This window comes from Halorubrum sp. T3, assembly GCF_000296615.1.
GTDB lineage: Archaea > Halobacteriota > Halobacteria > Halobacteriales > Haloferacaceae > Halorubrum > Halorubrum ruber.
The window spans coordinates 990,345-1,012,110 of sequence record NZ_JH815330.1 but is presented as its reverse complement, the minus strand read 5'-3'; the positions used below and the strand labels follow the sequence as shown (position 1 = coordinate 1,012,110).

20 protein-coding genes, 1 tRNA gene and 1 pseudogene are annotated in these 21,766 nt (G+C 68.4%); 13 read left to right on the top strand and 9 right to left on the bottom strand.

Annotated elements, in window-relative coordinates; translation table 11 throughout:
- Positions 1–298: 298 nt before the first annotated feature.
- Positions 299–895: a DNA-3-methyladenine glycosylase gene (locus tag B378_RS0114200; RefSeq protein ID WP_017344429.1), complete on the bottom strand. Its 597-nt coding sequence runs from the start codon at positions 893–895 to the stop codon at positions 299–301.
- Between the two features lie 168 nt (positions 896–1,063).
- Here B378_RS0114200 and B378_RS0114195 point away from each other — a divergent pair, with 168 nt between their 5' ends.
- On the top strand, positions 1,064–3,058 hold the full coding sequence (locus B378_RS0114195; RefSeq protein ID WP_017344428.1) for a 3-hydroxyacyl-CoA dehydrogenase/enoyl-CoA hydratase family protein: 1,995 nt from the start codon (positions 1,064–1,066) through the stop codon (positions 3,056–3,058).
- Between the two features lie 27 nt (positions 3,059–3,085).
- On the opposite strand, the gene B378_RS0114190 is transcribed toward B378_RS0114195, so the two are convergent.
- Positions 3,086–3,292 (bottom strand): hypothetical protein, encoded by a 207-nt coding sequence (locus tag B378_RS0114190; RefSeq protein ID WP_017344427.1) that lies wholly within the window; start codon positions 3,290–3,292, stop codon positions 3,086–3,088.
- 159 nt (positions 3,293–3,451) lie between these two features.
- Entirely contained in the window at positions 3,452–4,498 is a 1,047-nt protein-coding gene (gene asd / locus B378_RS0114185; RefSeq protein ID WP_017344426.1) for an aspartate-semialdehyde dehydrogenase, read from the bottom strand.
- Positions 4,499–4,660: 162 nt separating this feature from the next.
- On the opposite strand from asd, the gene B378_RS0114180 reads away from it, so the two are divergent.
- Together B378_RS0114180 and B378_RS0114175 are read left to right on the top strand one after the other, a co-directional pair.
- Positions 4,661–6,346 (top strand): Na+/H+ antiporter NhaC family protein, encoded by a 1,686-nt coding sequence (locus B378_RS0114180; RefSeq protein WP_017344425.1) that lies wholly within the window; start codon positions 4,661–4,663, stop codon positions 6,344–6,346.
- A gap of 443 nt (positions 6,347–6,789) precedes the next feature.
- Positions 6,790–8,034 carry an RNA-guided endonuclease TnpB family protein gene (locus B378_RS0114175; protein WP_017344424.1) on the top strand — a complete coding sequence of 415 codons (1,245 nt, stop codon included), beginning with the start codon at positions 6,790–6,792 and terminating at the stop codon, positions 8,032–8,034.
- Positions 8,035–8,113: 79 nt separating this feature from the next.
- On the opposite strand, the gene B378_RS15935 is transcribed toward B378_RS0114175, so the two are convergent.
- From B378_RS15935 to B378_RS0114155, 4 genes are all read right to left on the bottom strand, one after another.
- Complete coding sequence (locus B378_RS15935) at positions 8,114–8,386, bottom strand: DUF5615 family PIN-like protein (protein ID WP_017344423.1); 273 nt, start codon at positions 8,384–8,386, stop codon at positions 8,114–8,116.
- Between the two features lie 91 nt (positions 8,387–8,477).
- Positions 8,478–8,753: a DUF433 domain-containing protein gene (locus tag B378_RS0114165; RefSeq protein WP_017344422.1), complete on the bottom strand. Its 276-nt coding sequence runs from the start codon at positions 8,751–8,753 to the stop codon at positions 8,478–8,480.
- Positions 8,754–8,920: 167 nt separating this feature from the next.
- A complete protein-coding gene (locus B378_RS0114160) occupies positions 8,921–10,006 on the bottom strand; it encodes a hypothetical protein (protein ID WP_017344421.1) in 1,086 nt (361 codons plus the stop codon).
- Positions 10,003–10,668 (bottom strand): hypothetical protein, encoded by a 666-nt coding sequence (locus B378_RS0114155; RefSeq protein ID WP_017344420.1) that lies wholly within the window; start codon positions 10,666–10,668, stop codon positions 10,003–10,005. Before B378_RS0114155 ends, B378_RS0114160 begins: the two co-directional genes overlap by 4 nt.
- A 114-nt stretch (positions 10,669–10,782) precedes the next feature.
- On the opposite strand from B378_RS0114155, the pseudogene B378_RS17360 reads away from it, so the two are divergent.
- From B378_RS17360 to B378_RS0114140, 3 genes and pseudogenes are all read left to right on the top strand, one after another.
- A pseudogene (locus B378_RS17360) lies at positions 10,783–10,978 on the top strand (sodium:calcium antiporter); the annotation flags it as partial.
- A gap of 157 nt (positions 10,979–11,135) precedes the next feature.
- Positions 11,136–12,824, top strand: coding sequence for a histidine kinase N-terminal 7TM domain-containing protein (locus B378_RS0114145; RefSeq protein WP_017344419.1), 1,689 nt, complete (start codon positions 11,136–11,138; stop codon positions 12,822–12,824).
- Between the two features lie 7 nt (positions 12,825–12,831).
- Positions 12,832–13,566 carry an MBL fold metallo-hydrolase gene (locus B378_RS0114140; RefSeq protein ID WP_017344418.1) on the top strand — a complete coding sequence of 245 codons (735 nt, stop codon included), beginning with the start codon at positions 12,832–12,834 and terminating at the stop codon, positions 13,564–13,566.
- 140 nt (positions 13,567–13,706) lie between these two features.
- Here the strand turns inward: B378_RS0114140 and B378_RS0114135 are convergent.
- Positions 13,707–13,779: transfer RNA gene (locus B378_RS0114135), tRNA-His, on the bottom strand.
- 160 nt (positions 13,780–13,939) lie between these two features.
- On the opposite strand from B378_RS0114135, the gene B378_RS0114130 reads away from it, so the two are divergent.
- From B378_RS0114130 to B378_RS0114105, 6 genes are all read left to right on the top strand, one after another.
- Positions 13,940–14,395 (top strand): DUF5814 domain-containing protein, encoded by a 456-nt coding sequence (locus tag B378_RS0114130; RefSeq protein WP_017344417.1) that lies wholly within the window; start codon positions 13,940–13,942, stop codon positions 14,393–14,395.
- 662 nt (positions 14,396–15,057) lie between these two features.
- A complete protein-coding gene (locus B378_RS0114125; protein ID WP_323749068.1) occupies positions 15,058–15,954 on the top strand; it encodes a COX15/CtaA family protein in 897 nt (298 codons plus the stop codon).
- Between the two features lie 122 nt (positions 15,955–16,076).
- Positions 16,077–16,880: a basic amino acid ABC transporter substrate-binding protein gene (locus B378_RS0114120; RefSeq protein WP_026046304.1), complete on the top strand. Its 804-nt coding sequence runs from the start codon at positions 16,077–16,079 to the stop codon at positions 16,878–16,880.
- A 1-nt stretch (position 16,881) separates the two neighbouring features.
- Positions 16,882–17,700, top strand: a complete 819-nt coding sequence (locus B378_RS0114115) for an amino acid ABC transporter permease (RefSeq protein WP_017344414.1) — start codon at positions 16,882–16,884, stop codon at positions 17,698–17,700.
- Positions 17,697–18,443, top strand: coding sequence for an amino acid ABC transporter ATP-binding protein (locus B378_RS0114110; RefSeq protein ID WP_017344413.1), 747 nt, complete (start codon positions 17,697–17,699; stop codon positions 18,441–18,443). Before B378_RS0114115 ends, B378_RS0114110 begins: the two co-directional genes overlap by 4 nt.
- Positions 18,443–19,369: an amino acid ABC transporter permease gene (locus tag B378_RS0114105; protein ID WP_017344412.1), complete on the top strand. Its 927-nt coding sequence runs from the start codon at positions 18,443–18,445 to the stop codon at positions 19,367–19,369. Before B378_RS0114110 ends, B378_RS0114105 begins: the two co-directional genes overlap by 1 nt.
- Before the next feature lie 3 nt (positions 19,370–19,372).
- Here B378_RS0114105 and B378_RS0114100 read toward each other — a convergent pair whose 3' ends face one another.
- Positions 19,373–20,452: a zinc-dependent alcohol dehydrogenase family protein gene (locus tag B378_RS0114100; protein ID WP_017344411.1), complete on the bottom strand. Its 1,080-nt coding sequence runs from the start codon at positions 20,450–20,452 to the stop codon at positions 19,373–19,375.
- Positions 20,453–20,597: 145 nt separating this feature from the next.
- On the opposite strand from B378_RS0114100, the gene B378_RS0114095 reads away from it, so the two are divergent.
- On the top strand, positions 20,598–21,755 hold the full coding sequence (locus tag B378_RS0114095; protein ID WP_017344410.1) for a HAMP domain-containing sensor histidine kinase: 1,158 nt from the start codon (positions 20,598–20,600) through the stop codon (positions 21,753–21,755).
- The last annotated feature ends 11 nt before the right edge of the window (positions 21,756–21,766 follow it).

The following is a 21,766-nucleotide window of genomic DNA, read 5'->3' as shown; positions in this document are numbered from 1 at the left end:
GCTGGCTCGCGGCCTCCGCTTCGCTCCGGCCGCTCGCAGGCGCGCCACCGCACCCCTTTTATAAGCGCTCGTCGCCGTCGCTCGTGGTTATTTAAACACCACATCGCGGCCACTGATCTGCGATACCTACTCCCGCTACCGATCAGGAAGCACCCTTCATTGACCAGCCGTTTCATCTGAGTATCTGTCTGAAGAATAGGATTTCAACAGAGCCGATCAGTTGTTTATAAATATCACCGTCGTCCGCCCGAACGACTGGCACTTGGACAACGTTCACGGGCGATCCAAACCCAACCGATTACGACTCGTACTCTGCCCAGATGTACCGCGTGCCGTAGCTCCGGTAGGGGCGCCACGTCTCGCCGATCTCGCGCATCTCCGCCCGGCTCAGCTCCGCGCCGTCGTTGTACACCTGCTCGATCCCCTTCCGCACCGCGAGGTCGCCGAGGGGAAGCACGTCCTCGCGGCCGAGCGCGAAGATGAGGTACATCCGGGCGGTCCACTCGCCCACCCCACGAATCTCGGTGAGCCGGTCGACGACCTCGTCGTCGCTCACGCCCGCCAGCCCCGCCCGGGTGAAGTCGCGCTCGTCGTCGCGGAACGCGGCCGCGACGTTCCGTAGGTACTCGACCTTCGTGCCGCTGAGGCCGGCCTCGCGCAACGCGTCCTCGTCGGCCGCGAGGACGCGGTCGGGCGTCGGGTCGCCGCCCAGCACGTCCACGAACCGCTCGCGGATCGCGTCCGCGGAGGCGGTCGAGAGCTGCTGGTTCACGATGGAGGTACAGAGCCGACCGAACTCGTCGTCCGCGGGCTCGACCGAGAGCCGTCCGTGCCGGTCGACGAGCGCCGCCATCGTCGGGTCCTCGCGCAGCGTCGCCGCGACGTCGTCGTCCATGTCCGGGAGACGGGACCGCACGCAGGAGTACGTTCGGTTCCGCTCCGACACGCTTCGGTTCCGACTCGACGCGCGGGGATCCGGCGTAGCCTACCCGAATAAACTAACGGTGCGTTTCGCGTTTGGAAGATGAAAACGTTCAACCATGACGGTTCCGACCGTTCGGGTATGCAGCTCGAAGACGTTCAGCGCGTGGCAGTGCTCGGTGCCGGAAACATGGGGCACGGCATCGCGGAAGTGGCGGCGCTCGCCGGCTACGACGTGTCGCTCCGCGACATCAACGAGGAGCTCGTCGAGAAGGGGTACGACCAGATCGAGTGGTCGCTCGGCAAGCTCGCCGAGAAGGACCGGATCGGCGACGACGAGGCCGACGCCGCGCTCGACCGCGTCGAAGCGTTCGTCGACCTCGAAGACGCGCTCGACGGCGCCGACGTCGTCGTCGAGGTCGTCCCCGAGAAGATGGCGATCAAGAAGGACGTGTACGACGAGGTCGTCGAGCACGCGCCCGAGGAGGCCGTCTTCGTCACCAACACCTCCAGCCTCTCTATCACCGAGCTCTCCGAGGTCACCGACCGCCCCGAGCGCTTCTGCGGCATGCACTTCTTCAACCCGCCGGTGCGGATGGACCTCGTCGAGGTCATCTCCGGGAAGCACACGAGCGAGGACACCCTCGAACTGATCGAGGGGCTCGCGGAGTCGATGGGGAAGACCCCGGTCCGCGTCCGCAAGGACAGCCCCGGCTTCATCGTCAACCGGATCCTCGTCCCGCTGATGAACGAGGCGGCGTGGATCGTCGAGTCCGGCGACGCGACGATGGAGGCGGTCGACTCCACGACGAAGTTCGGGATGGGCCTCCCGATGGGCTCGTTCGAGCTCGCCGACCAGGTCGGCATCGACGTGGGCTACCACGTGCTGGAGTACATGCACGAGGTGCTCGGCGACGCCTACCGTCCCTGCCCGCTGCTCGGCGAGAAGGTGGAGGCGGAGAACCTCGGGAAGAAGACCGGGAAGGGGTTCTACGACTACGAGGACGGCGACGGCGCCCAGATCCCCAGCGACGCGGTCGACGAGGACGTCCGCCGCCGCCTGCTCGCCGTGATGGCCAACGAGACGGCCGGCCTCATCGGCAACGACGTGGCCGACGCCGACGACATCGACGAGGCCGTCAAGCTCGGCGCGGGCTTCCCCGACGGCCCCGCCAAGCTCGCGGACGAGGAGGGGCTCGACGCGCTCGTCGAGACGCTCGACGCGCTCGCGGAAGAGACGGGCGAGGCGCGCTACGAGGCGACCGACTATCTCCGCGAGGCCGGCGAATCCGGCGGGTTCCGCGGCGGCGCGAGTGGCGGGAGCGGCGACGCGAGCGACGCCGAGGATGGCCCCGACTACGAGGTGCTGAACGTCGCGGTCGACGACCGTGTCGGCCACGTCGAGATCGACCGCCCGCACCGGATGAACACGATCAGCGGCGAAGTCCTCGACGAGCTCGCGGACGCGATCGACCGGCTGGACGACGACGACGAGGTCCGGGCCATCCTGCTGTCCGGCGCCGGTGACCGCGCCTTCTCCGCGGGCGCGGACGTCCAGAGCATGGCCGCGGGCGGCGCCGACCCGATCCACGCCGTGGAGCTCTCCCGACAGGGCCAGCAGACGTTCGGCAAGCTCGAGGAGTCGGACAAGCCCGTAGTCGCCGCCATCGACGGCTACTGCCTCGGCGGCGGGATGGAGCTGGCGACCGCCGCGGACATGCGGATCGCCTCCGAGCGCTCCGAGCTCGGTCAGCCCGAGCTGGACCTCGGCCTGCTTCCGGGGTGGGGTGGCACGCAGCGCCTCGCCCGGATCGTCGGTGAGGGGCGCGCGAAGGAGATCATCCTCACCGCCGACCGCTACGACGCGGAGACGATGGCCGAGTACGACTTCGTCAACGAGGTCGTCCCGGACGACGAGCTCGACGAGCGGGCCCGCGAGCTGGCCGAGCAGCTGGCCGGCGGCCCGCCGATCGCCCAGAAGTACACGAAGCGCGCGATCCACGCCGGCCGGACGGACAACGAGGCCGGGCTGGAGGTCGAGGCGATGGGCTTCGGCCACGTAATGAACACCGACGACCTCATGGAAGGGGTCACGGCGTTCATGGGCGACGGCGAGCCCGAGTTCGAAGGGAAGTAGAACCCCCGAGGCCGCCGCGCTGCCCGACTACAGCGGCGTGTCGGCCGCTTCGGCGACCTGCCGCCCGACGCTCGCGACGAGATACGTGACGGCTGCGACGAACAGCGCGACGCCGACGACGTCCGAGACGCCGGGCAGCGCGGACTCGACGAACGCGGGGAGCGAGGTCGCTCCGGACAGCGGGATCAGGAGGAGGGCGACGCCTCGACGGAGGGATCTGGTCGTCTCCGACATGGCGACCGGGACCGGAACGCGGAGGATAAAGGCTTTGACGGTCTCGCCGTCCGCCATCGCTCGCGCCGAGCCGTTCGGTCGGACGGGCCCTGCCTCAACTGACAGTAAGACGTACCCCTCCTCAACTGACAGTAAGACGTACCCCTCCTCGACGAGCAGTTAGACGTACCCCTCCTCGACGAGCAGTTCGCCGTTGAGCAGCGAGGCGCCGGCCGCGCCGCGGATCGTGTTGTGCGCGAGGCAGTTGTACTTCGCGCCGGCGTCCGTCGACTGGACGCCGCCGGCGACGATCCCCATCCCGTCCGCGTACGTGCGGTCGAGGCGGGGCTGCGGGCGCTCGGGCTCGTCGTCGCCGTACACCTTGATCAGCTGGTCGGGCGAGCTCGGGAGGTCGCCGGCACCCTCGAACGAGCGCATCGCCTCGCGGAGGTCCTCGGGGGAGGGGTCGTCGGCGAACTCGGCGAAGACGTTCTCCAAGTGACCGTCGAGCGTGGGGATCCGGTTACAGGAGGCCGCCACGTCGGCGTCGTGGAGACTGACCTCGGCGCCGTCGAACTCGCCGAGCAGCTTGCGCGACTCCGTCTCCATCTTCTCCTCCTCGCCGCCGATGTGCGGGATGGCGTTGTCGATGATCTCCATCGAGGTGACACCGGAGTAGCCGGCGCCGGAGACGGCCTGAAGCGTCGAGACGCGGACGCTCTCAAGACCGAACTCGTCGATCGCCGCGAGCGTCGGCACCATCGTGATCGTCGAGCAGTTCGGGTTCTTCACGAGGGCGCCGTCCCAGCCGCGCTCGTCGCGCTGGACCTCGATCAGGTCGAGGTGACCGGGGTTGATCTCCGGGATGGTGAGCGGCACGTCCGCCGCCATCCGGTCGTTCGAGGAGTTCGAGGAGACGACGTAGCCCTCCTCCAAGAAGGCGGGCTCGACCTCGGCCGCGACGCCCGAGGGGAGCGAGGAGAACAGGAGGTCGACATCGTCGTCCGCGATGCCCGCGGGCGTCGTCTCCGCGACCTCCATCTCGGCGACGTCGTCCGGGATGGGCGTGTCGACGCGCCACTTGGCCGCCTCGCGGTACGTCTCGCCCGCGCTCTCCGCGCTCGCCGTGACCGCGGCGAGGTCGAACGTCGGGTGGTCGTCGAGCAACTGGATGAATCGCTGGCCCACGGCGCCCGTCGCGCCGAGGATGCCGACTCGGACAGACATTGCGCGTGGGTCCGTGACAGGGACGTAAGTGCGTTCGGATACGCGTCGATTCCGCCGGCCGCGGTCCCGTCGCGCCCGCGGGCCGGTCGGTCCGGTCGCGGTCGTGCGTTCTCCGTCGCTCGGTGATACCTTTTAAATATGGGTGCGTGGTACTCGCACGCTATGTCCGAGTTCGGAGCGCTCTCGATCGTCCCGCCGCTGCTCGCCATCGCGCTCGCGATCGTCACCCGCAAGGCGATCCTCTCGCTGTTCCTCGGCATCTGGTCGGGCGCCGTGATCTACACGGGCGGGCTCGGGATCGTCCAGACGTTCGACTGGATCGTCGCCGCGATCATCGCCGACGACGGGTTCCAGGCGACGATCCTCGTGTTCACGCTCCTGCTCGGCTCCGGCGTGGCGCTGGTGTGGAACCTCGGCGGGACCTACGCGATCCGCGACTGGGCGATCGAGCGCCTCGACACGCAGCGCAAGGCGGGGCTGGCGGCGTGGGCGCTCGGGATCGTCCTCTTCTTCGACGACTACGCCAACACCGCCATCGTCGGCTCGGCGATGAAAGACGTCTCCGACCAGCTCCGGATATCCCGCGAGAAGCTCTCGTACATCGTCGACTCCACCGCTGCCCCGGTCGCCACGCTCGGGATCTCCTCGTGGGTCGCGTTCCAGCTGTCGCTGATCGACGAGGGGTACGCGGAGGCGGGCGTCGCCGAGGCGAACCGGCCGAGCACCTTCGAGGTGTTCCTCTCTTCGATCCCGTTCAACATGTACGCGATCCTCGCGATCGCGATGGTCGCCATCGTGGTGCTGTGGGGGCGCGACTACGGCGAGATGCTGACGGCGGAACACCGGTCGTGGACGACCGGGCAGGTCACTCGAGAGGGCGCGGAGCCGATGCAGGACGTGGCCGGCGAGCTGGGCGAACCGCCGGCGTCGACGCCTCGGCTGATCAACTTCTTCGCGCCGGTCGCGGTCCTGATCGTCGTCACAGTGGGGACCGCGTTCTGGTCCGGCGGCTTCGCGCCGACCGGGTTCCTCGCCGACTTCCTCGCGGCCGAGTTCGGGAGCGCGGGCGACCGCCTCTGGGAGGCGGTCATCAACGCTGACTTCGCGACCGCGCTGATGATCGGCGCGTTCGGCATGGTGCTGTCCGGGTTCGTCCTCGGGAAGGTCTACCGGGTCTTCGGCTTCGGCGACGCGACGGAGTACACCGTCGACGGGTTCGGAATCATGCTCACCGCGGTGTCGATCCTCGTGCTCGCGTGGGGGATCGGCGAGGTGATCTCCGCGCTGGAGACGGGCCAGTACGTCGCCGAGGCGACGGTCGGGACGGTTCCACAGGCCGTCCTCCCGGCGCTCGTGATGGTCGTCGCCGGCTTCATCGCCTTCTCGACCGGGACCTCGTGGGGCACGATGGGGATCATGACCCCGATCGCGGTCCCCATCGCCTGGGAGATCACCGGCGGCGGCGCGGAGGGGCACACCCTCGTCGCGGTGATGGTCGGCGTCATCTTCTCCGGGGCCATCTTCGGCGACCACAGCTCGCCAATCTCCGACACGACGGTGCTGTCCGCGACGTTCACCGGCGCGGACCTCATCGACCACGTCCGCACCCAGATCTACTACGCGGTCACCGTGGGGTTAGTCTCCGTGGCGCTGCTGCTCGTGTGGGGATTCCTCGGAATTACGCCGTTCGTGTTGCTCCCGGTCGGCGTCCTGACGCTCGTCGCGCTCGTCTACCTGCTCTCGGAGTTCGACGCCGGGCGCCGCGGGATCGACCCCGTCTCGGTCTCGGAGCCGCAGGAACCGGAAGCGGACACGATCAGCGTCGGTGGAAGCGAAAAACGAGAGTGACGGTCCCCCAGCGGACCTTTTAAACGCGCCGAGCGGCTACCGTCGAGCGCGCGCCATTAGTCCCCGCCCGAGTACTCCCCGATGGGAGCGATGACAGCGCGGAGAACCCAGGCGCGTCACATCGGTCGCTGACGCGACCCGCCCGTCGCCGCGCAGGCGACCGCCCGCCACGAGGGTTTCCCGGTCGACGCGGCACGCCGCCGGAGATGAGACCGGTCGTTAGTGTTGCGGGCGCACATTTCGGAATCAAAAAGCGGTACGCCGTAGAGTCGGGCATCGAACTGTTGACTGTCAGCATAATTCAAGGTGGAGCCTCCGACCTCAAGGAGCGAGTGTAGCGAGCGAGTAGGTCGGAGAGGAAACCGACAACCGACGACGCAACCGCCCGACAGTAGCTACCCGACTCCCAAGTATATAAGTACCGTCATGTAGTAATCTGAAATATGGAGGTGCGTCGAACCGCGCCGGTCAAACTCATCGTTCCCGACGAGCGGCGCGACGACCTCCACGAATCCGCGCGACAGTTCCTTCACTGCGCGAATCGTGCTGCCGAGTTCTGTTGGGACGACCGTTCCTACACGAACTGCGTCACGGCGAACTCAACTGCGCGAGACGCACTCTACGCGGAGCTGCGGGAAGAAACTGAACTCACCGCGAACCTCGTTCAAGAAGCCATCCGACGCGCCGTCCAAGCGACGAAAGGCGTCGTTGAACGGTGGAAACAGGGGAAGCGTGTGAGCCAACCGGAGTTCACGTCGTGGAGTATGCTCTATGACAAGCGGAGTGCGACGTTCTATCGGAACAAAGTTTCACTCTCAACCGTCAACGGGCGGGTTGAGTGCGAGTTTGAACTTCCGGCGGACAGCCTGACGCCCTACGAACAGTACGTTCTTTCGGACGAGTATGAGTTCCGGGCGAGTACACTCCAATACGACAAGGCGACTGACGAGTTCTACTTCCACATTACAACCCGGAAGGACGATGATGACGATAACGAGGTTTCGGCAGATACCGGGCACCAAACAGTCCTCGGTATCGACCTCGGCGTCAACAGCCTCGCCGTCTCTTCGACCGGCACGTTCTGGCAGGGAGACGAGTACGACCATTGGTGCCGCGAGTTCGAGAAGCGGCGTGGGGAGATGCAACAGCGCGGCACGCAAGCCGCACACAATGCCCTGCTTCGCCTCGGAAAGCGCGAAGAAGCCTGGCGGAAACAGTACATCCACACGGTTGCCAACGAGATCGTTTCGGAAGCCGTCGAACACGACTGCGACGTGATCGTGTTCGAGGAGTTAACGGACATCCGTGAGCGACTTCCATACGCGAAGTGGCACCACGTGTGGGCGTTCCGACGCCTCGCCGAGTATGTCGAGTACAAAGCACCAGAGCAAGGCGTCTCCGTGGAGCAAGTTGAGCCGAACCACACGTCCCAACGTTGTTCTCGGACGGACTGTGGGTTCACGCATGAAGACAACCGCCACGGTGAACACTTTGAGTGCCAGAAGTGCGGGTACGAGGTCAACGCGGACTACAATGCAGCGAAGAATATCGGGGTGCGATACGCCCGGAAACAGAGACACAGCCTCCGTTCCTCGCCCAAGTCGGGGAGCGGAGACGCACCAGTAGACGTGCGTGTGAATGGTGGAACGGTGAACGGCGAGAGTTACCAGCCTATTGCTGGCGACTGATTGCCGGGAGTCCACATCAAAGCCCTACCCTCAAGGACCGAGGCGCGTAGCGCCGAGGGAGTAGGGTAGGGTAGTTTACTCACCCGTGTAGCCAGTCGTACCACTCGTCGAGGTCAACGACCTCGTTTTCGATATCCGTCGCCCCGTACTGGGTGAACACTTCGTCCACGACTCGCGCTAGTCCTTCCGGATCCTCGTCGGGGCGGTTCTGATCGTAGTAGAGCAGTAGCCCTGCGTGGTCGATCTCCCGGTGTAGTTCCTCGAAGTCCCGCGCGTTGTTCGTCATCAGCGCGACGCCGTGCTCGCCGCACCACGCCAGTAGCTCCGCGTCCTCAGTGAACTCGCCGAACACGTCCTTCCCTGCTCGACCTCGTAGCCCCGCTCGCTGAGCACGCGCTCGAACACTCGCCCGACGTGCTCGTCCAAGAGAATCCGCGCTCCCGTCACTGAATCGTTTCCTTCGGCTTCAGCGATGACTCGTGAATTCGCTCGAAGGCAGCCTCGTTTTCACGCTCGAACTCACGCATTTCCTCGACGTGCGCGTAGTAGTACGAGAGCGCCTCGTACACCTCGGAGAGAGAGATTTCGAGTTGGTCTGCGACGTGTGCGGGTGACCGGTCGTTATCGACGACCCTGGCCGCGACGTGCCGGACGCCGACTCTCGTCCCCTCGATTCGGGGTTCGCCCCCGAGGACGTCCTCGTCGCGGGAGATACTCATACGTCGTCATTGGTCGCGTTCTCGTTTATATCTTTTCGGCGGTCACTCGTCGCTCACACGGCCGGTTCCACGTCCACCGAGCCTATCAGTAGATTCCCGCCCGGTAGTGTCTCGGACGACGTTCCGACGCGTCCGAGCGTCCCGCACGTTCGAGAGCGACAGCGAGCTCACTCCGAGTCGCGCAACACCAGCGGCCCGATGGCGAGCGTGCGCTTCGCGAGGGTGAGCACGCGGAGCAGATAGGAGACGAAAAGCGAGAACGGGAGCAGCGAGACGGCGAACGCGCCGCCGACGACGAGCGTCACGTGGTCGACGCCGAGGGTGCTCCCCGGGAACGTGCCGGCGTCGACGGCGGTGAGGGTGACGCCAGCGACCACCAGCGCCGGCACCGCGGCGTACAAGATCAGGCGCGAGAGGTCGATCAGCGCCCACTGGAAGTACAGCGTCTTGACGTGCTCGCGGGCGGGGCCGAACAGCGACAGCGTCTCTTTCAGCTCCCCGAGGCGGTTCCGCTCGTCGTCCGTGAGCGTCTCGTCGTGATCGGTCGTGATGCGCTCGATCCGGCCGATCTTCGGCCCGTAGTCGAAGTTGAGCGCGGCGAACACGACATCGAAGGAACCGAACTCGGCGCCGTCGAGCTGGCCGCGAACCGCGTCGGCGTTCTCGGTGAGTCCCGTCACGAGGTCGTCGACCTCCGCTCGGAGCGCGTCCCGGCTCGACCCGTCGGCGTCGTCTCCCTCATCGTCCACCGCGTCGCGGAGGTCACGGGCGCGCTCCGCCGCGGCGCCGAGGATCGCGTCGAGGAACGCGGCCGGGTCGGTCGGCGTCGGCCCGTCAGTGAGTTCCGCGATGTCGCCCCGGACCGCGAGCGTGTCGTCCATGCGCTCCTGCTGGTCGCCGAGCGGGCCGTTCTCCTGCGTGAGCACGAGCTGTCCGATCGTGACGACGAGCGTCGCCCCGGTGACGATCGCCGTGATCATCGAGGCGAACAGCGTCTCGATCGGGTCGCTCGACCCGACCTTCTCCGCGAGGGACGGCGAGAGGCCGACTGCGACGGCGACGAACGCGACGAAGACGGCGACCGTCAGGACCCCCGCGACGACGAGTCGGTTCGCGCGCAACAGCAGCCAGAGCTTGACGCGGTTCTCGCCGGCGCGCTCGCGCATCGTGTCGGCGGTGTCGGTGTCGCTCTCGGCGTCGGGGCCGTCAGGGGCATCGGAAGCGCTCGACGCCGTCTCCGAGTTCCCGCTCATCGCGGTTCGACGGTCACCGAGAGGTCGTCGACGTAGTGCGTCGCGTCTGCCTCCCAGATCACGGCCGTGCCGACGGCGAGGTACAGCGTGTCCGTCGACAGCTCCGGGGTCGTCCACTCGAAGGCGTACTCGCGCCAGCCGTCCGCGAGCCACAGCGCGTCGCGGAGCCCGCCGTACGGCGTCTCGCCGAGGTCGGTCGTGTTGAGCCCGGGCTGCGGGAAGTCCTCTTCCGTCTCCGGCAGCTCGGGGGCCAGCCGCATCAGCGCGTGCCGGATCGTGTTGAACGACTCCGACTCGCTCCAGAACTGCCCGCTCACCTCGATCTGATACGACTCGCCGGACTCGATCGGGACCGGGTGGACCGCCCACGTCACCCCGTCGTCGTAGTCGCCCTGGTTCCAGATCCGGAGCGAGCGCTCGCCCGCGACCGCCTCCGTCTCGGAGACATCGACCTCCCAGTCGAAGTCGTCGATGTCGACCTCAGGACCGATCGCGGCGCCCGTTTCCCAGTCGCCGAGCCCGTCCTCGAACCTCTCCTCGAAGGCCGGCTCGTCGCCGTCGGACCCCGAACACCCGGCGAGGGCGGCGACCCCGACGGCGCCGAGCCCGGCGCTCTTCCGGAGCAGCCCGCGTCGAGTCGCCGTCGCCTCACGTCTGTTCATGACGGTCGGTGTGACTCGCGAGCGACATATAAATACGCGGGCGATACGCCGCGGGTCGGACCGCGCCGGTTCGGCGGATCGGTTTTCCACCGCCGTTCGAGAGCGGCTACGTACGTGCTTTCGGGAGCGCCGATCGCCCAGCTCGCGGTCATCGCGGTCACCGTCCTCGGCCCGTGGATCGGCGCCCGCGCGCTCGTCGACTCGACGGTGCGGATCGCCCGGCGGTTCGGCGTGAGCGAGCTCACGGTCGGCCTGACGATCGTCGCGATGGGGGCCTCGCCCCGAACTGGTCATGACGGTGGACGCGGCGCTGTGGTCCGGGCGGCGGCTCTCGCGCCCCGAGGGCGCCTTCTTCGTCCGCTCCGAGGTGGCGCGGTGGGTGCTCGGGCTCCTGCGGACCTTCGGGTGGGCCGGTCGGATCTCCGAACCGTTATCCGACGACCTCCCGAAGACAGCACGTTCGACGCATGAGCCCGATATTCCTCGCACACGTGGCCGTGTTCGCGGCCGCCGCGGTCGCGTGCGTCGCGGCCGTGCCGCGGGCTCTGCGGATACGAGACGCCGAGACGCGGCAGGGGTTCGTCGCGCTCCTGATCGCGGTGACCCTCTGGGCCGGCGGCTACGTCGGGTACCTCGTCGCGCCCGGCTCGGCGGCGAAGGTCGGGTTCTACATCGTCGGGTTCGTGTTCGCGCTGCTGGCGGTGGGGACGTGGCTCTACTTCTGTGCCGCCTACACGGGGCGGTCGCCGCGACGCGCCCCGTATCGGCGGGCCGCGATCGGCGTCTTCGCCGCGACGGCCCTCCTGAAGGTCACGAACCCGCTCCACGGCCTCTACTTCACGACGGCGTGGCGGACGGAGCCGTTCCCGCACCTGGCGATCCAACATGGACCCCTCTACTGGGCGGTGCTCGGTCTGTCGTACGCGGTCATCGCCGTCGGCTTCTTCATGCTCTTAGAGCAGTTCTACTACACCGGGACCGACAGCCGGCCGCTGATCGGGCTCGTCGCCCTCACCGGGATCCCGACGGTCGCCACCGTCTTCGGCGCCGCGTCCCCGCGACTGCTCCCGCTGATGTACGAGCCGCCGGGCGTCGCGCTGTTCGCGCTCGGAACGCTGTTCGTCTACTTCCGCCGGTTCGAGACGATCCAGTTCGCCGCCGAGAGCGACGCCGCCGCGGTCTTCGTCGACCGGGCCGGCCACGTCCGCGATTTCAACCGGGCCGCCCGGGACCTGTTTCCGGAGCTGGGCGACGCGGTCGGCGACCCCCTGGAGTCGGTCCTGCCGAACCTCGCGGCAGACGTGGACGAGAACGGGCTCGTCCGCGTCGGCGAGGGGGAAGCACAGCGGTTCTATCGGGTCACTCGGAACGCGTTCACCTCCGGCGGGGCGATGGGCGGCGAGCTGCTCGCGATCGACGACGTGACCGACCGGGAGAGGTACAGAATCAGCTTAGAGGAGCGGACCGAACAGCTCGAGGCCCTGAACCGCGTGGTGCGCCACGACATCCGAAACGACATGGCGGTGATCCACGGCTGGGCCGAGACGCTCGAGGACCACGTCGACGACGACGGTCGGGACGCGCTCGAACGCGTGTTGCGGAAGTCGAGACACGTCATCGAGCTCACCGAGATCGCCCGCGACTTCGTCGACTCGCTCGCGGCGGACGTCGCGCCGGAGACGAAGCCGGTCGATCTCGGCGAACTGCTCGACGGCGAGATCCGGGCGGCGCGCGACTCGTTCCCCGAGGCGACCTTCGTCGTCGACGGCGACCTCCCGCCGGTCACGGTCCGCGCCAACGAGCTGCTGACCTCCGTGTTTCGGAACCTGTTGAACAACGCCGTCCAGCACAACGACACCGAGACGCCGACGGTCACCGTCGGGATGGAGGCCACGGCGGACCGCGTTCGGGTCCGCGTCGCCGACGACGGCCCCGGTATCCCGGACGAGGTCCGACCGAACCTCTTCGGGAAGGGTCAGAAGGGGATCGACAGCTCCGGGTCGGGGATCGGCCTCTACCTCGTCTCGATCCTGACGGCGCAGTTCGGCGGCGACGTCCGGGTCAAGGACAACGAGCCGCGCGGCGCCGTCTTCGTCGTCGACCTCCCGAGGATCGACGGCGATCCGCCGCAAGCCACAACTCCCGGCCCGCCATAGGACGCGCATGTCGACCGACGCAGGCGTTGACGTTACCCTCGTTCGCAACGCCACGGTCCTCGCGACCGTGGACGAGACGGCCTTCCTCGTCGATCCCCTGTTCGCGCCGCAGGGCGCGCTGCCGCCGATCGATAACACCCCGAACGACCGGAACAATCCGCTCGCCCCGATGCCGGACGTCGACCTCACGCACGACGCGGTGATAGTCACCCACCGCCACCCGGACCACTTCGACGACGCGGCGGCGGCGGAGCTCGACGCGGACGTGCCCCTGTTCTGCCAGCCCGCTGAGGCGGACGCGTTCGTCGACGACGGGTTCACCGACGTGCGACCGGTCGAGGATTCGGCGTCGTTCGACGGCGTCACGCTCCACCGGATGCCCGGCCGTCACGGACACGGCGAACTGGCCGAGCGGATGGGTCCCGTCTCCGGGTTCGTCTTCGAGGGCGAGGAGACGCTGTACCTCGCCAGCGACACGGTCTGGTACGAACCGGTCGCGGAGACGCTCGACGAGTTCGACCCCGACGCGGTCGTCCTCAACGGCGGTGCGGCGCGGTTCAACGAGGGCGAGCCGATCACGATGGGCGTCGACGACGTGACCGCCGTACGCGGGGCGACCGACGCCGCCGTCGCCGTGGTCCACATGGAGGCGATCAACCACTGCCTGCTCTCGCGCGAGGAGCTCCGGGCGGAGACGGCGGACGTGCTGGTCCCGGAGGACGGCGAGCGGATCGAGTTCTAATCGGTTCGTCGTCACGTTTCGCGAGAAGGTCCGGGTGCGAGAATCGAACCTCAGTCGCTCCGCTCGCGTTCGCTCGTGCCGCTCCTTGCTTCGATTCTCTGCGGAGCCTCGCGGCTCGCGGAGTTGCTCGCCGCGAGAAGGTCCGGGTGCGAGAATCGAACCCGCGTCTCAGCCTCCACAAGGCTGAAGGATAGTCCACTACCCTAACCCGGACACGCGTCGCAAAGTACCCCGCTTCGGTAAATAACGGTTACGACTCCCGGACGGGCGTGGCATGGAATGGCGTCCGGGACGAAGCGCCCGGGCGGGCCGCTGCTCGCGTCTCCGTCCACCGCGTCGTTTTTGAGGGCCGCGGGCGTATCGAAGCGTAACCGTGGCCTTCACCGACAAGATCTACGTGAAAAATCACCGGCAGCTCGCCTCCCAGCTGGAGGCGAACATCCCGAAGGGAGCGTTCGCCGGCGCCACCCTCGACCTGCTGTTCACCGGCGACGGCCTCTCGAAGCTCGACGAGACGACCCGCGACCGCGTCCTCGACTTCGCCGAGGACTTCCTCGACTGCGACTGCGACTCGAACCCCTACTGCGGCCATCCCGAGGAGAAGTTCATGCGCTACGTCCTCGAACTGCGCGCCGAGGGGCTCGGCCCGCAGGCCATCGTCGACGTGATGACCGACGACTACATGGTGTACGCGTACACCGGCGACGTGCTCTCGTTCCTTGACGACGCAGTGCGGAACCTCGAGGCCGTCGAGACGCTCGCGGACGTCGACGGCAACGAGGAGATGTCCGAGCGTGCGCGGACGGCGAAGCGCAATTTGTCCGGCTGAAATCGACGGTAAGGGGTTCGGTACCCGACTAGTCGTTTATAAATTGTTGTCGGGAATCAATAGAGAGTACCGCTGAAGTCTCAGCAGATCACTTATAAATAGATGCTCGCAGATCGACGGCGAATACCGTGAATCCCAGTCGCTGCCTTATAAATGAGTGATAGCTGATCGGCGGCGATCACCGCCGAAGCCCCAGGCGCGAGGACTCGGGGGCCTCGTTGCGCTCCTCAGTCGCTCGTTTCACTCGCTCCCTGTGGTGCTTACTTCGGCCACCTTCGTCCTCGCGCCTGCCCCTTCGAGTCCCGCCCCTCCGGAAGACGTTCCTGCTCGCTTCGCTGCGCGGGCTGCGACTTCCGTGCTCCCGCTCACTTCGCTCGCGGGAACGCACAGCAACCGCGCCTCACGCCTCCCCAACCTCGTCAGTCGCCGTCGCTTCGCTCCGGCGACTGACTCCCTCGCACGCGCTCTCGCCGGCGGCTGCGCCGCCGGCTGTCAGAGAGACCTTTGGTCTCTCTCTCCTCGCGGCCGCCGATGGCGGCCGCTCGGAGGCGCGCGCCAACCGCACCGTATTTATAAGAAACTCTGCCGACGGTCGGTCGATCGCTTCCCGTGCGCGGGGAGCGGCCGAACGGTCTAAGTGCGCGCGCGCCCGAAATCGGCCAATGAGTCTTCGGCCCGCGTGGCTAACGTTCAGGCGATACGCGGCGGCGACGACGGGAATGACACTCGTCCTCTTCTCGCTCGGCGTCTACACCGCGGCGACCGGTTCCGGGCTCGCGTGTCAGGCCCAGTGGCCGCTGTGTTCCGACCAGCTGATCCCGGCACTCACGATCAACCCGGACTTCATCGAGTGGTTCCACCGCGTGTGGGCGATGGTCACCGGCTTCCTCATCATCGGGGTCGCCGGGTGGACGTGGTTCGGCTCCGGCTTCGAGCGTCGGACGAAACTGGCGGCGACGCTGGCGGTCGCGATCCTCCCGCTTCAGATCACCGTCGGCGCGATCACCGTTACCCTCAGTGGACTCGTCCCCGGCGGGTACACGGTGTCGACGCACGCCGCACACCTGATCGTGGCGCTGGCGATTTTCACCCTGCTCGGGCTGGCGACCATCTGGGGCGGCGGCCGGGGGAACGTGCGGCTGCTCCGCGCGGCCGCAGGGGTCGCGGTCGCTGGCATCGTCGCCAGCGCGGTCTTCTCGCGGGCGGTGCCGTTCCTCACCTACGCGCCGCCCGCGCAGGCCGCCTTCTATATCACCGGGCTCGCCGGGCACCTCGGGCTCGTCGCGACGGTCGCGTACGCGACGGAGGCGACCCGGAACCGGTACGACGGGCTCGACGCCGGCACCGCCGCCACCGTCCGCGCGCTCGCCGCCGGGTCGATGGCCGCGCTCGTCGGGACGCTGCTTCTCGGTCGCGATCTCGTGTTGTACACCGCCACGTGGCAGGGGATCAACCTCGCCGCGCTGGGCGTCGCGGTCGCGCTCGCCGCGGGCGCGGCGTGGACCCTCCGCGGGACAGAGTCGATGCGCGACGGTTCCGTCCCCATCGGCGGCGACTGACCGGCGCCGCACGGCCGAATTTTTGTTAGCCACCCTGGCAAAGGCGGTGTCGGACCCCCAGAGACGGGGTGACCCTGCCCGAGGGAGGAAAGGTTGAAATCGCTCGCCGTACTCGCACGGGTATGACACGCCGCACGCACGCTGATGTGAGTCGTCGGACCTACCTGAAACTGACCGGCGGAACGGCCGCCGTTGGAGCCACCGGCCTCGCCGGCTGTCTCGGCGAGAGCGGGGGCAGCATGACGATCACGCCCGGAACCGCGCCCGGATTCCCGCCGTTCGAAATGCGGGAGGACGGCGAGCTAGTCGGGTTCGACGTCGACCTGCTCGAGGCGGTCGTCGAGGAGACGGAGTATGAGATCGACGAGTGGGCCACCTTCGACTTCGACGGGCTCATTCCCGCGCTCACGCAGAACGAAGAGATCGACGTCATCGCGGCGGCGATGACGATCACCGAGGGGCGGCAAGAGACGATCGCCTTCTCCGACCCCTACTGGGAGTCCGACCAGGCGATCCTCGTGCGCGAGGGCGGCGACTTCCAGCCGTCGGGATGGGCGGACTTCGAGGGTACGCGCGTGGGGGCGCAGTCGGGAACGACCGGCGCGGACGAGGTGGAGGCGAACCTTGTCGACGAGGGGATCATCTCGGAGGAAAACTTCTCGACGTACGACAGCTACGTCCTCGCGGTCGAGGACCTCTCGAACGAGAACATCGACGCGGTCGTCGTCGACAACCCCGTCGCGGAGACGTTCGCCGCGAACCGCGACGTGACGATCGCGTTCGTCGAGGAGACCGGAGAGCAGTTCGGCTTCGGGCTCCGCCAGGGCGAGTCGGAGCTCCAGTCCGCGCTCAACGACGGGCTCGCGACCGTCCAAGACGACGGGACGTACCAGGAGATAACGAACACCTGGTTCGGGCAGGAGTAGGATGTCGGTGGCGGGGTCGCTCGCGCCCATCGCGTCCGGGAGTCTCGACAGTCTGGGGTCTACCGCGGGGGCGACGGCGAGCGGTGCCGTTCGGTCGGTCGGCGAGTCGATCGACTGGTGGCTGGTCGGCGATCCCGCCGACTGGTGGTTCGTCGTCCGGAACGTCGACTACCTGGCCGGCGGCGTCCTGCTGACGGTCGGGCTCACCGTCGCGTCGATCCTGCTCGGGTTCCTCGCCGGCTTCCCCGCCGGCGCGGTGGAGGTGTACGGCGAGGGGCTCCCGAAGCGGCTCGTGAGCACCGCCGGCGTCGTCCTCCGCGGGACGCCGATCGTCGTCATCCTCCTCGTGATGTACTTCGTGATCGGCGTCCCGCAGGTGAACCTCGGCGTCGGGTCGATCTCACCGGCGGTCTCGGCGAGTATCTTGGGATTAGGGCTGCGGAGCGCGGCGTACCAGTCGCAGATATTCCGAGCGTCCCTGTCGAGCGTCGACGACGGCCAGCTGGAGGCGGGCCGATCCGTCGGGCTCTCGCGATTCGAAGCGATCCGCTACGTCGTCGTGCCGCAGGCGCTTCGGCGGTCGATCCCGGGGTTCCAAAACGAGTTCACCATCGTGTTGAAGGACACGAGCATCGTCTTCGCGATCGGGCTCGCGGAGCTTCTGACCCGCGGGTACGACCTGTTCACCCAAGAGACGACGGCGGTCCTCGAAGTCATCCTGTTCATCAGTGGCATCTACTTCGTCCTCACATTCACGACGAACCGCGCGCTCGATTACCTCGGTACCCGCTACGCGATCCCGGAGGGGGAGTCGGCGTGACTGACGGCGACTTCCTCCGGGTGAGCGACGTCTCGAAGTGGTACGGCGACGAGCAGGTGCTCGACGAGGTCTCCTTCGAGATGGACCGCGGCGACGTGACCGTTCTGATCGGGCCGTCCGGATCCGGGAAGTCGACCATGCTCCGCTGCGTCAACCGGCTCGCGGAGGCTCAGGAGGGCTCGATCACCCTCGACGGCGTGGAGGTGCTCTCGCCCGACACGGACGTCGACGAGCTCCGCCGGGAGGTCGGCATGGTGTTCCAGAGCTTCAACCTGTTCGCGCACCTGAGCGCGGTCGGAAACGTCGCGCTCGGGCCCCGTCGCGTCCTCGACCTCTCCGAGGACGAGGCCCGCGAGCGCGCCGCGAACCAGCTGGAGCGCGTCGGGCTCGCCGACCAGCTCGACTCGTACCCCGCGGAGCTGTCCGGCGGCCAACAGCAGCGGGTGGGGATCGCCCGCGCGCTGGCGATGGAGCCGAAGCTCATGCTGTTCGACGAGCCGACGAGCGCGCTCGACCCCGAGCTCATCGGCGAGGTGTTGGAGGTGATGCGCGCCCTGGTCGACGAGGGGATGACGATGCTCGTCGTCACCCACGAGATGAGCTTCGCCCGGGCGGTCGCCGACGAGGTCGTGTTCTTAGACGACGGCCGGGTCGTCGAGCGCGGGCCGCCCGAGCAGCTGTTCGAACGGCCCGAGAAAGAGCGGACCGGCCGCTTCCTCGAACGCATCGCGAGCCACGACTGATGGCGGGGGCGACGCGACCGCGGACGGTGGGCGAGCGCGTGGCCGACGCGGACCCGTCCGCGGGGAGGGTCCTTCTCGTCGCCGCCGGCGCGCTGTTCTGGGGCTGGCTCGTCGTCAGCTGGGTCAACAGATGGCTCGGCGGCGCCATCGCCCCGGTCGGCGAGCCGTTCGTCGCGCCGGACGCCGTCGAGAGCGCGTTCGCCGCGGTGCCGGGGCTCGCCGCGGTGGCGGCCGACGCCGCGTTCGTGGTCGAGCTCTCGCCCGTCCTCGCGCAGGGGACGTGGCTCACGGTCGTCATCACCGGCGTGAGCCTCGTCTGCGGCTTCTTCATCGCCGTGCCGCTGGCGGTCGCGCGGGTGTACGGCCGCGCCTCGGCGTGGCTCTCGCTGGGATACACCGAGCTGTTGCGCGGGACCCCTCTCCTCGCGCAGCTGTTCGTGCTCTACTACGGCCTGAACCTCGCGGCGTCGGTGCCCGCGGTGCTGTCCGGCGTGTTTCCGCGCGACGTGGTGTGGGTCGCAATCTTAGGGTTCACGCTCAACGGAGCTGCCTACCAGGCCGAGTACATCCGGGGCGCGGTCGAGAGCGTCGACGAGGGGCAGATCACGGCCGGACGGGCGATCGGGCTCTCGAAGCTGGAGTCGATCTACTACGTGGTGCTCCCGCAGGCGCTCCGCTACGCGATCCCCTCGTGGACGAACGAGTTCGTCTACCTGATCAAGTACTCGTCGCTCGCGGGCTTCATCACCGTCCCGGAGCTGTACTACCGGGCCAACCAGGTCGCGACCGACACGTTCCGGTACACGGCCGTCTTCCTCATACTCGGGGCGATGTACCTCGCGTTAGTGCTCACGGCGTCGAAGTTCATGGAGCGCGTGGACGCCCGGGTCGCGATCCCGGGACTCGGCGCGAACCGAGACCGGTGACGGTCACCCCCCGAACTCGGTGACGACCTCGACGCCCCGCACGTCGTACTCGTCCATGGCCGCGAGCCGGTCGGAGACCTCCGACAGCGACAGTTCGCGGGCGACCAAGTCGCCGGGGTCGATCCCGGTCGCCTCGATCAGCGCGAACAGGTCCGGGTAGCTCGTCGGCGGCATCCCGCGCGAGCCGAGGAAGGAAATCTCCCACCGGGTCATCCAGTCGGTCGGCAGCGACACCTCGCCGCGCTCGGCGTCCGTCGTGAGCCCGACCTGGACGTGCGTCCCGCGAGGACGCAGCGACCGGACGGAGTTGCGGCAGGTCTCCGCGATCCCCAGCGCGTCGAGCGAGACGTCGGCGCCGCCGTCAGTGAGCGCGCGGATCCGTTCGGGTACGGAGCCTGCCCCGTCCGACATCGACTCCGGGTTCACGGTCTCGACCGCGCCGAACTCCGTCGCGAGCGCGAGCGCCTCGTCGTCGACGTCGACAGCGATAACGCGGGCGCCGAGCGCCGCCGCGATCTGGACAGCAGAGAGCCCCACGCCGCCGCAGCCGTGGACGGCGACCGCGTCGCCGCCGCCGACGGTCGTCCGCTCGGCGAGCGCGTGATACGCGGTCATGTACCGACAGCCGAGCGCCGCGGCGGCGGTTGCGCCGAGCCACTCCGGGCGCTCGACGAGGTTGTAGTCGGCGGCCGGCACCGCCACGCGCTCCGCGAACGCGCCCGGGGCGGCGGCCTCGAATCCGAGCGCGCGCCCGTCCTCGCAGACGTTGCCGGCCCCGCGGCGGCAGTGCGGGCAGGTGCCGTCGCCGAGCGAGAACGGGACGACCACGCGGTCGCCCGGACGGAACCGGTCGACCTCGCTCCCGACCGCGACGACCTCCCCGGCCGGCTCGTGGCCGAGGACCTGGCCGCGCGGGACGCGGTCGTCCGCCCACTCGCCGTGGCCGGCCCACGCGTGCCAGTCGCTGCGGCAGACGCCGCAGGCGTCGACGCGGACGACGGCGCCGTCGGGGGCCGGTTCGGGCTCGGGCAGCTCGCGGACCGCGAGCGGCTCGCCGTACTCCCGGAGGATCGCTGCGCGCATACGGCGATCGATCGGCGGACGGGACAAAGGTCTCTCGGCGGCCCCGCCCCGCGTTTGATTATTCCGCGAGAATCTGACTTGATCTCAGCGTCTGACAAGTGATAGGCGAGTAAGGTTTATGCCGACAGGGTAACCTCCTTGACACGTGTCGCGAGCGATGGAACGGCGTCCCGGGATCGCCTACCGCCGCCCCGAGGGTGACCCCGCTCGGGTCGTGATCGAGGCGTCGGGAGAGACGCGGCTCGACGCGCCGGAGCGGCCGGACGGCGGCTGGCTCGACTGCGTGGCCGGCGAGGACCGCGACCGGCTCCGAGAGGCGCTCGACGCTGACCCCGTCGACGTCGTGTATCGGGTCGCTGCCGACGGGGAGCCGCAGTGGGTCCACGAGCGCGGGCGGACGACGGACGGCGGCGACGTGGTGGGGTACCTCTTCCTCGCGGACGAACGGGTCGAGCGGCGGAAGCGGCTGGAACGACAGCGGGAGCGGCTCGAGGAGTTCGCGAGCGTGGTGAGCCACGACCTCCGGAACCCCCTCTCCGTCGCGGTCGGAAACGTCGAGCTGGCCGACGAGCTCGACGGCGACGCGTCGAGCGAGCGGTTGGACCGCGCCCTCGACGCGCTCGACCGAATGGACGACCTCATCGGCGAGCTCCTGACGCTGGCCCGCGAGGGGAAGACGGTCGAGGCCGCCGAGCCGACCGCCCTGCGATCGGTGGTCGAGAGCGCGTGGGGGACGGTCGGCGAGCCGGCCGACGCCGCGCTCGTCGTCGACGGACCGCTCCCGACGGTCCGGTGCGACGCGGACCGGCTCCGGCAGGTCCTCGAGAACCTCTTCCGGAACGCGATCGTACACGGCACGCCCGAGGGAGACGGCCCGCCGGGTTCCGGTTCCGACGACGAATCGGCGCCCGGAGACGGCGTCGCGCCCGGCACGTTCGCGCCGCGTACGGGGTCGGACGCGGACGGCGCCCAGACGGACCCCGACGACGCCGCGGTGCGCGTCCGGGTCGGGGGGACGGACGAGGGATTCTACGTCGCGGACGACGGCCCGGGGATCGACCCCGACCAGCGGGAGGCCGTCTTCGAGCCGGGACACACGACGGCGCCGGACGGCACCGGCTTCGGACTGGCGATCGTCGAACGGATCTCGGAGGCGCACGACTGGACGGTGTCGGTGACGGAGAGCCGCCAGGGCGGCGCCCGGTTCGAGTTCGTCGTCGGCGAGTCGATCGAGGTCCCGGAGGCGAGCGAACGCGACGCCAACCCGAGCTCGGCTCCGGTCCGCGGCGGCGGAGATCGGTGATGCGCGACCGC

Bases quoted from the DNA above. Each gene is read 5' to 3' on its own strand.
- asd (WP_017344426.1), bottom strand. From the start codon at position 4,498: ATGTCTGTCCGAGTCGGCATCCTCGGCGCGACGGGCGCCGTGGGCCAG.
- B378_RS0114190 (WP_017344427.1), bottom strand. From the start codon at position 3,292: ATGTCGGAGACGACCAGATCCCTCCGTCGAGGCGTCGCCCTCCTCCTG.
- B378_RS0114125 (WP_323749068.1), top strand. From the start codon at position 15,058: ATGAGTCTTCGGCCCGCGTGGCTAACGTTCAGGCGATACGCGGCGGCG.
- B378_RS0114200 (WP_017344429.1), bottom strand. From the start codon at position 895: ATGGACGACGACGTCGCGGCGACGCTGCGCGAGGACCCGACGATGGCG.
- B378_RS0114105 (WP_017344412.1), top strand. From the start codon at position 18,443: ATGGCGGGGGCGACGCGACCGCGGACGGTGGGCGAGCGCGTGGCCGAC.
- B378_RS0114155 (WP_017344420.1), bottom strand. From the start codon at position 10,668: ATGAACAGACGTGAGGCGACGGCGACTCGACGCGGGCTGCTCCGGAAG.
- B378_RS0114100 (WP_017344411.1), bottom strand. From the start codon at position 20,452: ATGCGCGCAGCGATCCTCCGGGAGTACGGCGAGCCGCTCGCGGTCCGC.
- B378_RS0114120 (WP_026046304.1), top strand. From the start codon at position 16,077: ATGACACGCCGCACGCACGCTGATGTGAGTCGTCGGACCTACCTGAAA.
- B378_RS0114165 (WP_017344422.1), bottom strand. From the start codon at position 8,753: ATGAGTATCTCCCGCGACGAGGACGTCCTCGGGGGCGAACCCCGAATC.
- B378_RS0114180 (WP_017344425.1), top strand. From the start codon at position 4,661: ATGTCCGAGTTCGGAGCGCTCTCGATCGTCCCGCCGCTGCTCGCCATC.
- B378_RS0114115 (WP_017344414.1), top strand. From the start codon at position 16,882: ATGTCGGTGGCGGGGTCGCTCGCGCCCATCGCGTCCGGGAGTCTCGAC.
- B378_RS0114195 (WP_017344428.1), top strand. From the start codon at position 1,064: ATGCAGCTCGAAGACGTTCAGCGCGTGGCAGTGCTCGGTGCCGGAAAC.
- B378_RS0114160 (WP_017344421.1), bottom strand. From the start codon at position 10,006: ATGAGCGGGAACTCGGAGACGGCGTCGAGCGCTTCCGATGCCCCTGAC.
- B378_RS0114175 (WP_017344424.1), top strand. From the start codon at position 6,790: ATGGAGGTGCGTCGAACCGCGCCGGTCAAACTCATCGTTCCCGACGAG.
- B378_RS0114140 (WP_017344418.1), top strand. From the start codon at position 12,832: ATGTCGACCGACGCAGGCGTTGACGTTACCCTCGTTCGCAACGCCACG.
- B378_RS0114145 (WP_017344419.1), top strand. From the start codon at position 11,136: ATGAGCCCGATATTCCTCGCACACGTGGCCGTGTTCGCGGCCGCCGCG.